At 51.7% G+C, this 13,939-nt stretch carries 8 protein-coding genes; 2 read left to right on the top strand and 6 right to left on the bottom strand.

Annotation, left to right across the window (positions count from 1 at the left end; genetic code table 11):
- Nucleotides 1-145 precede the first annotated feature (145 nt).
- The 6 genes from PRIO_RS01815 to PRIO_RS01790 form a co-directional block, all read right to left on the bottom strand.
- Complete coding sequence (locus PRIO_RS01815) at nucleotides 146-3,664, bottom strand: polysaccharide lyase family protein (protein ID WP_046500969.1); 3,519 nt, start codon at nucleotides 3,662-3,664, stop codon at nucleotides 146-148.
- Between the two features lie 168 nt (nucleotides 3,665-3,832).
- Entirely contained in the window at nucleotides 3,833-5,374 is a 1,542-nt protein-coding gene (locus PRIO_RS01810; RefSeq protein ID WP_020427213.1) for an ABC transporter substrate-binding protein, read from the bottom strand.
- Nucleotides 5,375-5,430: 56 nt separating this feature from the next.
- Complete coding sequence (locus tag PRIO_RS01805; RefSeq protein ID WP_039786727.1) at nucleotides 5,431-6,333, bottom strand: carbohydrate ABC transporter permease; 903 nt, start codon at nucleotides 6,331-6,333, stop codon at nucleotides 5,431-5,433.
- Nucleotides 6,334-6,522: 189 nt separating this feature from the next.
- Nucleotides 6,523-7,509: an ABC transporter permease gene (locus PRIO_RS01800; protein ID WP_020427211.1), complete on the bottom strand. Its 987-nt coding sequence runs from the start codon at nucleotides 7,507-7,509 to the stop codon at nucleotides 6,523-6,525.
- A gap of 214 nt (nucleotides 7,510-7,723) precedes the next feature.
- Complete coding sequence (locus PRIO_RS01795) at nucleotides 7,724-10,162, bottom strand: beta strand repeat-containing protein (RefSeq protein WP_046500965.1); 2,439 nt, start codon at nucleotides 10,160-10,162, stop codon at nucleotides 7,724-7,726.
- Nucleotides 10,163-10,867: 705 nt separating this feature from the next.
- Nucleotides 10,868-12,343: an ABC transporter substrate-binding protein gene (locus tag PRIO_RS01790; RefSeq protein ID WP_081487100.1), complete on the bottom strand. Its 1,476-nt coding sequence runs from the start codon at nucleotides 12,341-12,343 to the stop codon at nucleotides 10,868-10,870.
- Nucleotides 12,344-12,519: 176 nt separating this feature from the next.
- On the opposite strand from PRIO_RS01790, the gene tnpA reads away from it, so the two are divergent.
- Nucleotides 12,520-12,918 (top strand): IS200/IS605 family transposase, encoded by a 399-nt coding sequence (gene tnpA, locus PRIO_RS34580; protein WP_020426494.1) that lies wholly within the window; start codon nucleotides 12,520-12,522, stop codon nucleotides 12,916-12,918.
- 5 nt (nucleotides 12,919-12,923) lie between these two features.
- On the top strand, nucleotides 12,924-13,880 hold the full coding sequence (locus PRIO_RS01785) for an RNA-guided endonuclease TnpB family protein (protein ID WP_020426495.1): 957 nt from the start codon (nucleotides 12,924-12,926) through the stop codon (nucleotides 13,878-13,880).
- Nucleotides 13,881-13,939 lie beyond the last annotated feature (59 nt).

Below are 13,939 nucleotides of genomic sequence, written 5' to 3'. Positions count from 1 at the left end.
AGCGTACGATAAAAAAAGACTCCTCCAGCTTTGAGAAGTCTTTTTGGTATACTCTTTATGCACTTCTACACATTTGATGCACTTAGTTATCTAATGAATCAATCATGCTCGCCGATCTGTTGAAAGAAGCAACTCTTCACCTTCTTCAGTTCAGATTAATACTCAATGTCTCACTTAATTTGTTGTTCTCCTTGTTCATTTCCTCATACCGCCAAATATCGTTCACGAAGAAGCCGATGGTGAAATCGCCGATGGTAGGAACTGCCCATCTTGGCGTGCCTTGGGCACTGCTGTTGGCGGTTAGGGTGATCTCTTCTCCCGGCTGGATCACGGTGTTGTTCGTATCCGTCCAGGAGACCACTCCGCCGTTGACGGAAAAAGCGCCGCCGGTTATTTGCCCAAGCCCCGTAGAGGTGTTCAGCGGCGTTGGACGCACTCCGATGTTTTTTACCTTGGCCCAGAAAATTAAGGAATCACCGAGCTGCGGAATGGTGTGCGAAGATGGGGTGCCGTCGCTATTAACGATATTCCAGCCGATATCTGTAACGGTCAGGTCCGGAAGCGGGGCGGGAAGTATGGGTTCATAGCTCTCGAACTCGAACCCGTGGACCATCACCAGCCCGTCGGTCCCTCTGATCTCAATCCGGTGCAGGCCATACTCCAGACCGGTAAGCTCATAGACAATTTTGTTGTCTCCCTCCAGACCAGCCTGGGGAATAACTATCGTCTCCCTATACTGCCCGTCGACGTAGACATCGGCGCTGCCCATATCACTTTTGATATCCGATCTCCAGCGAACCCCGATGCCCTTGAAATTGAACACAGCGGTGGCGTCAGGCGCATAGGTCACGTGAGATACACCATTGGAGGCTGTCGTGAAGCCGGTATAGTCGATATAAGGATGATCGTGCTCCACGGTATACCAGGCCGAGACAGGAACATAAGCCCCTTCTTCAAGCTTGAAATAATCAAGATTTGCGCCGTTCCCGGCAGAGGTGAAGCTAATCATGTTATACCCCGGCTGAAGCGTAATGCCGTACTGTCTCGCGGTAAAGTTGGAATTCCAGCTTCCGGTGGAAGGCAGGGTCACGGTTGTTTGTTTTACGCCGTTGATCAGGATATTTTTCTTCGATTCCTGATTGGAAGCGTATGCAATAGTTAACGTATAGCTTCCGCCGTTCTCCGAATAGAACCCTTGAACGGTCAAACCTCCGGCATGGGTCTGCTCCACCACTCTTCCCCCTGAAGCGATGCTGTAGTGGCCGATTTTGAGCGGCGCGGCAAAAGCGGCGGCTTCCGCCTCGAATTTGGTCGGATCTCCGGGTACATGCGGCGTGATCGGCATCGGCAGTGTGGTTGCAGATACAGCTGTACTTAAGGGTGAGACGTTGCCGGAATCATCCACTGCCTGAATCCTATAGCTGTATACAGTTTCAGGCGTTACAGTGTAGTCGTTATAAAAGGTAATCCGTCCCGGAATTGTCATTACCGGTTCTGTTCCACCGTCACGGTATACATTGTAAGTTACAACGCTGTCGTTGTCCGTTGCGGCATTCCAGGTTACTTTGACCTGCTCATGGCTCACCGCCACTGCTGCCGGACTGGTTGGAGCGGAGGGTGCCTCTGTCTCCAGCTCATCCAGAATATACTGGACGGTTTCGCCTGCGCCGAGGGTTACTGTAAGCGTAAGATCCGGCGTTGCCGTAAGCTGGACCTTGGAGTGGGCGGCGGCATAGGTATCGCCGGGTCCAAACCGCTCTCCGGTGTATTCGCCGCACTCCGGCATCTTGACCCGGACCTGCATCGTCACCGGTCCGGTTTCAAAGTTCACAAAATTTAACAGAATTTTATCTGCAGAAGCTCCTATAACTGAGGTGCCCAGCGCCGAGGTGTCCACCGCCCGGAAATATGCTTTTTTCCCGTTCAGGTCCAATGGATTCAGAATCTCGTAGCTGAGCGGACGCCCATGGGTGGCGTATGCGGCGGCCAGCCTGCGGAACGTCTTCAGTCTAGTCTCGCCCGGTTCGTTGGTATTGGCTGCTACAGCCGCCGTATCCTCAAAGCGATGGGTATTCCAGTTGATGCCGGAATTGAACAAGCCGAATTCGGTGCCGTCATTGAAGAAGGCCGCATGCTGCATAATATGGTCGACATAGCCGATATCCCCGCGCAGCTCCCGGTCAAAAGCGGAAGCGAACCTGTGGGCATACGTACCATATTTCGTATTGTCGGAATGGTTGTCGTTGCTGCCGGTTTCACTCATCGCCATCTCTTTGCCGAAGCCCTCATCCGCTTCCCCGTACACCTGCAGATTTTCATACAGGCTGCCGCCCGGCAGCGGCTGTACGCCGGTTCCGCCATAGCTGTGTCCGTTCGTCACATCTGAAAGCGCTTCAATCTCTTTGCGCTGGGCAGCATCCCGTTCCCACCCGTCAGGAATTCCGTTATAGGGCCAATAGGCCCAGCCGGGTGCCACAATTTTGAGATAGGGCTGGTTGTTGGTCTGACGTTCCTGATCCATCAGCTCATGGATTGCCAGCACAGATTGCTGGGACCACCTGAACAAGCCGGGCTCGTTGCCTGATTCCGCGTACTGGTACAAATCCCCGAACTTACTGACAAACGCGGAGTAATAGTTCCTCAACGCCGTGCTGATCGTTCCGCCCACCAGATCGGCATTGTTCTTCCAGTTGCCCCCGATGATATTCACCATTGGTTCCAGATTCAGATCACGCAGCGTCTCGAGATAGTTCCGGCCCTGCGGGTCCCAGCCTGCGCTCGTATCCGACCAGAAGGAGGCGCGCATCCAGTTGCCGCTGTAGGCGATGCCCATCCATTTGGTCATTGGCGCCAGATGGCGGATCGCATTTTCGTCATATCTGAAGGTTGCTGCAGCCAGCGTGGTTCCCAAATGCACATACCGTCCATGAATCGGCTCCTCCGCCTGCTCTTCGAGGGACTTCAGCTTGAAATAGTCCCACTCGAACCATAAATATTGGTCACCGTCATATCCGGGAGCCTGCGGGTCCGCATACAAACCGCGGTCAACCATCAGTTTAAGCTCATTTTGGCCTGTATGCAGTTGTTCTTTCGGAATATACAGCCTGTAGGTTTGCTTCCACGTATTCTCCAGGGCAGCTTCCCCGTTATTCAGACCTGTAATTTGAATGAGTCCGCTCATGAGGCCATTTGTGAATACGGCAAGCTGGGGAATCGCTGTGCTTGCGTCAATTACTTTGAAGCTGAATTCCATTCCATGCTCAGGAACTGCCGTTAAATCAAACGTAAGGTTCACCGTTCCATTGACATCGGCCTTCATTCCTTTGGAGACTGTGTTCCAGCTGCCAGCAGGCAGAGGCAGGGTAAGATTGCTGTACACATTATTGTAAACTGTAAATTCGGCTGAGCTATTGTCTGCAGTCCCCACCTGCCATAGCAAGCCGGGAGGGTCATAGGTGGCGGTTGCAACCGTCCCGGGCAGCAGAGCTGCGGAAACCGGACGGGTAACCGGGCCTTCGCTTTTTGCATGCTTTGACGTCATTGAAGTCTCCTGCTTGCCTGCCGCTGTGCCCGGAGGATCAGCGGATACAATACGCCCGCCCGGCATCAGAACCGTCATCAGTACACATAACAGGGTAAGCAGTACAGCTGTTTTTTTAATCATTCGCACATTAACACCCTCTTCTATTAGAATAGAAACAGGGCCCCCAATTGCTAATTCGGCGAATAGGAATACCCGACACCCAGACAAGCGGCCGCAGCAGGCTGAAGTTACGAATCAGGGGGATGGCCGAACTTTACCGGGAATCGGGTCTGCTAATCATTCAACATCTTATTTGGCGGCCAAAAACGCATCCATTTGCGACTGAATTTCGCTTATGACAGCATCCAGTCCAGCGGCCTTCAGCTTGCTGTTCATTTCCTTCAGGATGGGCTCAGGGTCTTTTTCCCCGGAATACAGGGTATTCTTATACTGCTTCGTAATGTTGATCAGCGCGCCGATCTGCGACTGCACCTTGGTCGAGTCAAACACAAAGCCGATCACCGGGGACACCTTGGAGTTTTTGTTCCAGTCGGTATAGAGCTGTACCCGTTTCGGATCTTCGTCCTTGTTCAGATAGTTCAGCAGCACATTCCCGATCATCCACGAGGATACCGAGTTATACCCGCTGTCCGGAATAAATTCAACCGTATTGTCGCCTACCTTTTTATAATGCTTGCCTTCAATGCCGAAGGTTAACAGGTTATACAGGACCGGATCGGTATGGATCAGGTTTATGAACATCATGGCCCGCTCAGGGTTTTTGGAGGTTCTGGAGATGGCGAGCATGGAGCCCTGCAGGCTTTTGGTGCTGACCTGTACCGGCAGAAGGGTTTTGATGACCATCGGCTTCTCGGCGAGACGGGTCCAGTCATTGGTAGAGGTTGGATTCATATTGCCGTAAGTGAACCAGGCTTTGCCGCTTTTTACCGCATCCTTCAGCTCGGTTTTGTCGGTAGCCCCGTTCTTGTTGATATAACCCGCTTTGTACCATTCGCGGATCAGCTTCAGCCGTGCCAGAATTTCCGGGGTGTCATATTCGTTAAAAACCTTCATCGTCTTATAATCGAGCAGTGTCGGAATTTCATTGCTGCCATCGAGGTCCTCGCTGTCCGGGTACACGGTGAACCAGTTCAGGCTGTCGGTATGATTCATGAACAGCGGTGTGATGGCCGGCTCCTTCTCTTTAATCGTCTTCAGCATCGGTTCAATATCCTCGAGCTTCTTGATGCTGTTCACATCGAACCCATACTTGTCGACAATTGCCTTATCAAAAGCAAACCCTACCGACTGGCCCAGCTCCTTCTCGGTTGGAACCGCATACAAATGTCCATTGACGGTAGCCGCCTGCAGGTAAGCCGGGTTAATCTGTGCCTTGGTCTCTTTGGCATAGGTGTCCAGCAGTTCCTCCAGCGGCAGATAAGCGCCTTTGGCGGCGTTGGTCATAAAGTTCCAGGTGTAGACCATGTCGAACACTTCGCCGGACTGGATCATCAGGTTCACTTTGTCTGCCGGTTTATCCCAGCTGAGCTGGTTGATTTTGATTGTGGCGTTAATCTTATCCTTCAGATATTCATTGATCGCCTGCTCGACGGAGGCCACATCCTTATCCGGTCCGCCGGGCAGATACAGCGACAGCTCCACCTGTTCCAGCTCATTCGTCTTTTCGGTGGCCACCGCCTTATCCGAAGCAGCCGGTGCAGCAGTGCTGTCCGCCTGCGTCCCCGTCGGGGCAACCTCATTATTGCTGTTGCTTCCGCCGCACCCGCTTAACGATAGTCCTATCAATAGTACAAACGAAAGCAGTAGACCCGTTCCCTTTTTTCCCGCCATATCTTGTTTTCCTCCCCTAGATGAATCAATATATGCTAAACCGGTGAAATCCGAGGTTAGCCTTTAATAGAACCCAGCGTCAGGCCTTTGATAAAATACCGCTGAAAAAACGGATATGCCAGCACTATCGGACCAATGCCGATCAGCGCCATGGCCATGCGGATCGTTTCGCCCGGCAGTTTGGCCAGCTCAGTAGCCGAGCCCTGAATCAAAGCCCCGTTGCGGCTCAGGTAGTCCGCCTGGGAGATCATTTTGTACATCAGGTATTGCAGGGAATAAAGATCAGTATCCGTGATGAAGATCATGCTGTTGAACCAGTCGTTCCAGTAATGCAGGGTGTTGAACAAGCCAATCGTAGCAAATACCGGCAGCGACAACGGGAATACGATCCGGAAGAAGGTCCGCAGCTCACCGGCACCGTCAATTTTGGAGGCCTCAATCAGCGCAGGCGGCACACTCATCTGGAAATAGGTTTTCATAATCAGCACATTGAACGGGGACAGCAGCATCGGAACGATGAGGGCCCATATTGAGTTTTTGAGATCAAGTACCTGGGTGTAGACCATGTACCAGGGCACCAGCCCGCCGCCGAACAGCATCGTGAAAAAAATCAGAAAGGCAAAGAAGCCTTTGTACTTGAAATCAGCCCGCGAAATCGGATACGCATACAGGGAAGAGATAAATACGCTGAGCAGAGTGCCGGCAACGGTGACGAAGATAGACACGCCGTAGGCTTTTACAATGACAGCATAGTCTTTGAAAATATAAGCATACGCCTCCAGACTAAGCTTCTCCGGGATAAACTGATACCCGTTCAGCACAATCGAATCGTAGTCGGTGATCGAAATCATGAACACCAGCACAATCGGCAGCAGGCAGGTGATCGACAGGATGATAAAAATAATATGGAGTATAATATTCGTCGGCCTGGATATTTCATTGTTGGTCACTGGTTCCATCCTCCTTCTAAATTACTACATCAAAGGTGTTGCTCGTAACTGCGGTGAATGTTTGGACTTCCGGCCGCTGTTATGTTTGAATTTCCTGAATTAAACCGCTCGCTACGGTAGAAATCCAAACATAAAGGCGGGCGCTAACGCTCCTCCAGTTCCAAACTTCACCTCCGTTACTCGCACCTTTTTTAAGTTTTAGAAAACAGCCTGGTCCTTGTCGACCTTGCGCACGATCCAGTTCGAGCCGAGGACAAGGAAGAAGCCGACGATGGATTGGTATAGTCCGGCTGCGGCGGACATGCCCAGATTGCCCATGTTGATCAATGCGTTATAGACGTAGGTGTCAATGACGAGCGTTGTCGGATACAGTGCCCCGGAGTTCAGTGTAGTCTGGTAAAACAGTCCGAAGTCCGAGCGGAAAATGCCGCCGATGGCAAGAATGGTTGTGATGATGATGACCGGACGGATGAGCGGGATCGTAATATGAAGAATCTGCTTCCACTTGCTGGCTCCATCAATTAGCGCCGCCTCATAATACTCGCTGTCAATGCCGATAATTGCCGCGAGATAGATTACGCAGCCATACCCCACCCCTTTCCAGAGGTTGATCAGCGGCAGAATGAACGGCCAATATTTCGGCTCCGAGTACCAGTTCAGCTCATTCAGCCCGAACATCGCCAGGATTCCTTTGTTAATGAAACCGTATTCAACGTTTAGAAAAGCGAATACAAGATAGCTCACCACCACCATCGACAGGAAATACGGGAAGAACATAACGCTCTGATAAAATTTGGCGGCCAGCTTGTTTTTCAGCTCATTCAGGGCAATCGCGATGGACACGGCAATCACCAGATTGAGAATAATAAACACGAAATTGTACAGCACCGTGTTGCGGGTGATGATCCAGGCGTCCGAGGTAGCGAACAGGAATTTGAAATTATCCAGCCCCACCCAAGGGCTTCCGAGGATCCCGTCGACATAGTTAATATTTTTGAAGGCAATGATGATCCCGAACATCGGCAGGTAGTTGTTAATGAGCAGGAAAACTACACCCGGCAGCAGCATCAGCAGCAGCACCTTGTGCTTCAGCAAATGCCGCAGCATGGAGCTTCTTTTCGGATGTAACCGCACTGGCAGATGCAGCCTGGTGTCCAGCGCGTTTCTTTTTTCATGAGTGATCATCGCTTACGCCTCCTGATTTCTTCAGCAGTCTCTCTCTCTTCCATGCTTTAAGTGTAGCCGGAGAACAGCAGATGCTAAATAAGGCCATCTATAATAAAAGTTCGATAATCTACAGAGTTTGGAGACTGCTGCTACCCCAAAAAAGAAGAGGCCCTCACCCTCTGGATGTTGGCCCCTTCTGGTTATAATTTAAATTTGTTTCTCCTTCGATGCATTAAATGAATCTGTGGACTGACCAGACCACGCCGGAAGATGTGCCCCCCAGATCAAGCGGAACCGTTAAACCATCCGCCTCATAGAAGAGGCCGATCACATCACCTGCTGTCAGATCAAACTCACCGGTCAAGGTGACTGTCCCGTTGCCCAAGATCGTTCTAAGGGTCAATACAAGCGCAATGTTGACATTCAGCAGAGGGAATAGTCCGTTTACCAAATCTAGAGTCGTAGGAGAAGTTCTCCGTATCACAAATGCAGGGTTAACTCCCGCACCTAACGCAACCGAAATCGCTGCAGTAGTAGAGTAGTTGATCGTTGCTTCAAAAGAGTACCGGCCCGTAACCGGAACCGTATAGTTCCCCGTTGTTTCGTCAAACGAGGTGCTGTCGTAATACGGCGACGTCACCGTCCAGCCGGCAAGCTGGGTGCTGGCACTGGCCGAAAGGGTAGGCAGAAACGCCGAGAACCCTTCCGCCGCAACATTCGGGCCTGTTGCACCTGTAGCCCCAGTCGCTCCCGTTTCCCCGGTCGCACCTGTTGCACCCGTAACTCCAGTCGCTCCCGTTTCTCCGGTTGCTCCTGTTACACCTGTAGCTCCAGTCGCTCCCGTTTCCCCGGTCGCACCTGTTACACCCGTAACTCCAGTCGCTCCCGTTTCTCCGGTCGCACCTGTTGCACCTGTAACTCCAGTCGCTCCCGTTTCTCCCGTTGCGCCTGTTGTACCCGTGACCCCAGTCGCTCCCGTTTCTCCGGTTGCTCCTGTTGCACCTGTTACCCCAGTTGCTCCCGTTTCCCCGGTTGCACCTGTTGCGCCTGTAGCTCCAGTCGCTCCAGTTTCTCCCGTTGCACCTGTAACCCCAGTCGCTCCCGTTTCCCCGGTTGCACCTGTCACACCCGTAACCCCAGTCGCTCCCGTTTCCCCGGTTGCACCTGTCACACCTGTCACCCCAGTCGCTCCCGTTTCTCCGGTCGCACCTGTCACACCTGTAACTCCAGTTGCTCCCGTTTCCCCGGTCGCACCTGTTGCACCTGTAGCTCCAGTTGCTCCGGTCTCTCCCGTCGCACCTGTTGCACCGGTAACTCCAGTCGCTCCCGTTTCCCCGGTCGCACCTGTTGCACCTGTAACTCCAGTCGCTCCCGTTTCCCCGGTCGCACCTGTTACACCTGTTACACCTGTAACCCCAGTCGCTCCCGTTTCCCCGGTCGCACCTGTTGCACCCGTAGCTCCAGTCGCTCCCGTTTCCCCGGTTGCTCCTGTTGCACCTGTGACCCCAGTCGCTCCCGTTTCCCCGGTCGCACCTGTTACACCGGTAACCCCAGTCGCTCCCGTTTCCCCGGTCGCTCCTGTTACACCTGTAGCTCCAGTCGCTCCCGTTTCTCCGGTCGCACCTGTTGCACCTGTAGCTCCAGTCGCTCCCGTTTCTCCGGTTGCACCTGTCACACCTGTGGCTCCAGTCGCTCCCGTTTCCCCGGTCGCACCTGTTGCACCTGTGGCCCCAGTCGCTCCCGTTTCCCCGGTCGCACCTGTTGCACCTGTGGCCCCAGTCGCTCCCGTTTCCCCGGTCGCACCTGTTGCACCCGTGACTCCAGTCGCTCCCGTTTCTCCGGTTGCTCCGGTTGCACCTGTAGCTCCAGTTGCTCCGGTTTCCCCGGTCGCACCTGTTACACCTGTTACACCTGTTACACCTGTAACCCCAGTCGCTCCCGTTTCCCCGGTCGCACCTGTTGCACCCGTAGCTCCAGTCGCTCCCGTTTCCCCGGTTGCTCCTGTTGCACCTGTGACCCCAGTCGCTCCCGTTTCCCCGGTCGCACCTGTTACACCGGTAACCCCAGTCGCTCCCGTTTCCCCGGTCGCTCCTGTTACACCTGTAGCTCCAGTCGCTCCCGTTTCTCCGGTCGCACCTGTTGCACCTGTAACTCCAGTCGCTCCCGTTTCTCCGGTCGCACCTGTTGCACCTGTGACTCCAGTCGCTCCCGTTTCTCCCGTCGCGCCGGTCACTCCTACTCCAGTCGCCCCCGTTTCTCCCGTTGCGCCTGTTGCTCCTGTTGCCCCGGTCGCGCCGGTTGCTCCTGGGGTTTCTCCCAGCAGTTCAGCGGATACCAGCCGATGGGCTGTCACCAGCTGCCCCGTGCTGCTCTTCCCCCATAATGAAACCTGCACAGGATCATCTGCCGGGCTTGGACTTGCCGTTGTAATAATAAACTCAAATGCATCCAGATCAGCAAAGTAGTTGTTAGTCACCACTTGATTAGGGGCCAAATTCAAGGATTGGCTCACATACAAGTTTCGCAGACCCCCGCTCATGTAGTAACCTTCAATTAATGCCGTAGAAGCTAGTGAATTGCTGCGGTTATCGATTCGGAGCGTCACTGACTGAGTGGGTCTTACACCGCTGACCGCATTATTTTCTATTGGACCCGTTGAAAAAAAGCTCATCTCTCCAGTTCTCCTTTATATTGGATTTCAAATCCCTCACCTCTGGCTGGCATGGCTTCGTTCTTTTTAAGGAATCTAGCACTAGCAGCACACCAAAGCGATTTATATAGTAATATTCCAGCGCATGGCATGATGCGTGGACGGAACGACTGCGAGCTTGCGCACAACTTGTATACCTCTTATGAACTGAAGAGACGGCTACAACAAGACAAAGTGGAAAAAGTACCACTAAACCAAATAATTTGAGCCTCAAACAACCCTTAGTGGGAAAAAGTACCACTAATAAGCCCATTTTCCCTCAACTACGCCAGATTTTCTGGAAATAAGTCTACTAATTCCCACTAAACTCCGCTGCGGAACGATTTCTCTTAAAATAGTTTTACTTTTTCCACCTAATCCTGCCTGCCCGGACGGATTGACAGATTGACGGTTCGACGTTCGACATTAGACGGTTCGACGATGGCAGTTCAGCGCTTTGACGGTTCAACGATTCACTGATTCAGCAGTTCAACAGCTCAGCAGCCGGTTCAACAGTACGACCGCTCGACCGCTCACCGGTTAGACCATTCGACTCCAATGCAAAAAGACCGTTCCTAAGCCGTGCGGCCTTTAGAAACAGTCCTTTCCTTTAACTAATGCAACGGTTGTTACCCCTCGCAGCCGCACCTTGCACGAATGGCAATGGTTCAGCCCTCTCCCCTGTTCTTACTCCTGCCCGGAATTCAAGCGGCTCTCCAGGCTTTCGGCCTTCAGCGGCGCACGGGGATTGAAGTCCGGATAGATGTACTCTTCATGCTTGAACGAATATCCGGTTGCGGCAATGTCCAGCATCTGGTTCAGACGGTCGCTTTCCGCACGGAGTCCTTCGCCTGCACTTACCCCGCCGGAAAGGATCTGCAGATAGAGCTGCATCCGGGGCCGGTCTCCAGAGTCACGCGGCTCCACCGAAACGGTGTTCGGATCGTACTGATCCATAATCTGCGGAGGGAGCGGGTAAATAGATTCCTCTGCGGTAGGATAAAACTCCTTAAAATGGCCCAGACCGGGAACCTGGCCCGGCAGGTCCGTGATGCCGTCTACCACAGGCAGCGCCAAAGCCTGCTGGAACAGAATGTTCAGGAAGGCCTCCGACTGAAGGAACTTCCATACCTTCACTGCCGCTTCCTGATCCGGGGCACTGCTATTCACCGCCAGCGGCGAATGCGGAATCACCATGAGCGCCCCGCTGCCCCGGCTGGCTGAAGATGTCACGGGCGGCAAAGCCACGCCCCAGTCATCCTTTGGCATATATTCCTGCAATTTCACATAATCTTTGCTGGTTGCATACATCATGCCGATGTTGCCGTCGGCAAATTGCCTGAGCGCACTGTCCCGCTTCAGCAGGGTCTCCCCGGGATACAGGCTGCTCTCGGCCTTCATGTCCAGCAGCAGCTGCAGCCAGGGAGCGTACACGCTGAGATTATAACGTCCGGTCCGGTAGTTATACAGATAGACCCCGCTGTACGTATTGGACATCTCCAGCCCCGTCTGCAAGCTGTCCTGGCTATCTCCCGCTGCCAGCGCAAAGCCGTATTTATTCACGCCAACCCCGGCCCGGCTGATCCTGGCAGCAGCCTGCTTCACTTCCGCGAAGGTAACGGGGGGCTGCTCGGGGTCCAGACCGGCACTGCGGAACAGCTGCTTGTTATAGATAAGCCGGACAGTTTCAATACTGGAGGGCATGAAATAAACTCCTCCCTTGAACAGGGAGCTGTGGGCATAATCCCGGGCCCACTCCGGAAATCTGTTCAGATCAGCGGGGCCTAAGTAGGCGTTCAAATTGGTCAGATACCCTTTGTTCACATAAGTAGCCAGCCAGCCATTATCCACGCTGAACACGTCCGGTCCCTGACCTGAAGTCATCAGCATGTTGAGCATGTCATTGTAAGTATCCGCAGACAGGTTGACCATTACAATTTCAATATGATCGGGATTGCTTTCGTTGAATTGCCGGATTGCGTTTTTTACCTCCAGGTTCTCCGTCCAGTCGTTTAGTGCAATCCGGACCTGAATCTTGGGGACAGCCTTAGGCACCGGTTCCGGACTAAACTCCACCAGCAGCGGACGGTCATAGGCCAGGGCATACACAATAAGCCCGCATAAACTCAGGCCAATGATATAGAATAACAGCCGTTTCATCATTCACCTCCTGCGTTGACAGCGCGGCGCGCCCGATTTACTAATAAATAGCCGAGAAAGCCCAACGCCTTTAGGCATTGGATGAATCAGCTTAGGACAAGGCTATCATTAGATAGCTTTATTGTCCTACATTTTTTTGCAATGTTGCAGTACTGAGGTTGAACTGATACAATCGGCGTATGGGACAAGAATATAGAAGAACAACAACAACCGTTTCGCTCATCAATTATCATTTTATTTTTTGCCCGCGATACCGAAGAAAAGTATTGTCCGGGCAAGTAGAAGTGCGATTTAAAGAACTTGTACAGGAGCTTTGCACGCAAAATGATTGGCACATTGCTGTTATAGAAGTGATGCCTGACCATGTTCATCTATTCCTAAATGTGCTGCCAACCGATTCTCCAGCAGACATTATGGGAAAATTGAAAGGAGCAACATCAAGGGATTTGCGTCAAGAGTTTATACATTTAAATCATCTGCCAAGTCTTTGGACACGTTCCTATTTTGTCAGTACAGCAGGGAACGTATCGAGTGAAACGATCAAGCGCTATGTAGAAGAACAAAAGACAAGGGGGTGAAACCGATGTCACAAACCCTAACCATTAAAATCAAACTGCTTCCAACAAGGGAACAGGCTTCTATGGTCAAAAATCAAGCCATCAAGGATGCAAAAAGTGTATTCAAGAAAGCAAAGAAAAGCAAATTCACGATCGTTCCTGTCCTTAAGAAACCGGTCTGCATTTGGAATAATCAAAACTATTCTTTTGATTTCACTCATATTTCAATGCCACTGATGATGAATGGAAAAGTGGCTAAAACCCCTATTCGTGCTTTATTAATTGATAAGGACAATCGAAATCTCGGCTTGCTGAAACACAAATCAGGTACACTTCGCATCACGCAAAAGTCAGAAAAATGGATTGCACAAATTTCCGTCACTGTTCCAACAAGCGAAAAAACAGGAACAAAGATTATGGGTGTGGATTTAGGTTTGAAAGTTCCTGCAGTCGCTGTAACAGACGATGATCAAACTTGCTTTTTTGGTAATGAAAGACAAAATAAATATATCAGACGTAAATTTCAATCCAAACGTAAGAAGCTGGGTCAACGAAAGAAATTGAACGCGATTGTCAAGCTCGATGATAAAGAACAGCGGTATATGAAAGACCAAGACCACAAGATTAGCCGTGCGATCGTGCAATTTGCGGTAGAACATCAGATTTCTGTGATACGCTTAGAACAATTAGCGAACATCAGACAGACGGCAAGGACGAGCCGTAAAAACGAAAAGAGTATACATATGTGGTCATTCTATCGACTGTCTCAATTCATTGAATACAAAGCGAAGTTAGCGGGTGTAAAAGTGGAGTATGTGAATCCTGCCCACACCAGTCGAACGTGTCCAAAGTGTTCAGAAAAGAATAAAGCACAAGATCGAAAATATATATGTTCATGTGGATTTGAAACACATCGGGATCGAGTGGGTGCGATGAATATCCGATATGCACCTGTGATTGATGGTAACAGTCAATCAGCCTAGATAGCTATATGCTCTGATCTAGGACGAGCTAATGAGCTAGCTCTTGACTTAACAGTCTG

The organism is Paenibacillus riograndensis SBR5 (assembly GCF_000981585.1).
GTDB classification, from domain to species: Bacteria; Bacillota; Bacilli; order Paenibacillales; family Paenibacillaceae; genus Paenibacillus_AQ; species Paenibacillus_AQ riograndensis.
Note: the sequence above shows the minus strand (reverse complement) of the source record. Positions and strands in the feature narration are given on the sequence as shown.

Excerpts from the sequence above, each read along its gene's own strand:
- PRIO_RS01815 (WP_046500969.1), bottom strand. The coding sequence starts at position 3,664 with ATGATTAAAAAAACAGCTGTACTGCTTACCCTGTTATGTGTACTGATG.
- PRIO_RS01810 (WP_020427213.1), bottom strand. The coding sequence starts at position 5,374 with ATGGCGGGAAAAAAGGGAACGGGTCTACTGCTTTCGTTTGTACTATTG.
- PRIO_RS01805 (WP_039786727.1), bottom strand. The coding sequence starts at position 6,333 with ATGGAACCAGTGACCAACAATGAAATATCCAGGCCGACGAATATTATA.
- PRIO_RS01800 (WP_020427211.1), bottom strand. The coding sequence starts at position 7,509 with ATGATCACTCATGAAAAAAGAAACGCGCTGGACACCAGGCTGCATCTG.
- PRIO_RS01795 (WP_046500965.1), bottom strand. The coding sequence starts at position 10,162 with ATGAGCTTTTTTTCAACGGGTCCAATAGAAAATAATGCGGTCAGCGGT.
- PRIO_RS01790 (WP_081487100.1), bottom strand. The coding sequence starts at position 12,343 with ATGATGAAACGGCTGTTATTCTATATCATTGGCCTGAGTTTATGCGGG.
- tnpA (WP_020426494.1), top strand. The coding sequence starts at position 12,520 with ATGGGACAAGAATATAGAAGAACAACAACAACCGTTTCGCTCATCAAT.
- PRIO_RS01785 (WP_020426495.1), top strand. The coding sequence starts at position 12,924 with ATGTCACAAACCCTAACCATTAAAATCAAACTGCTTCCAACAAGGGAA.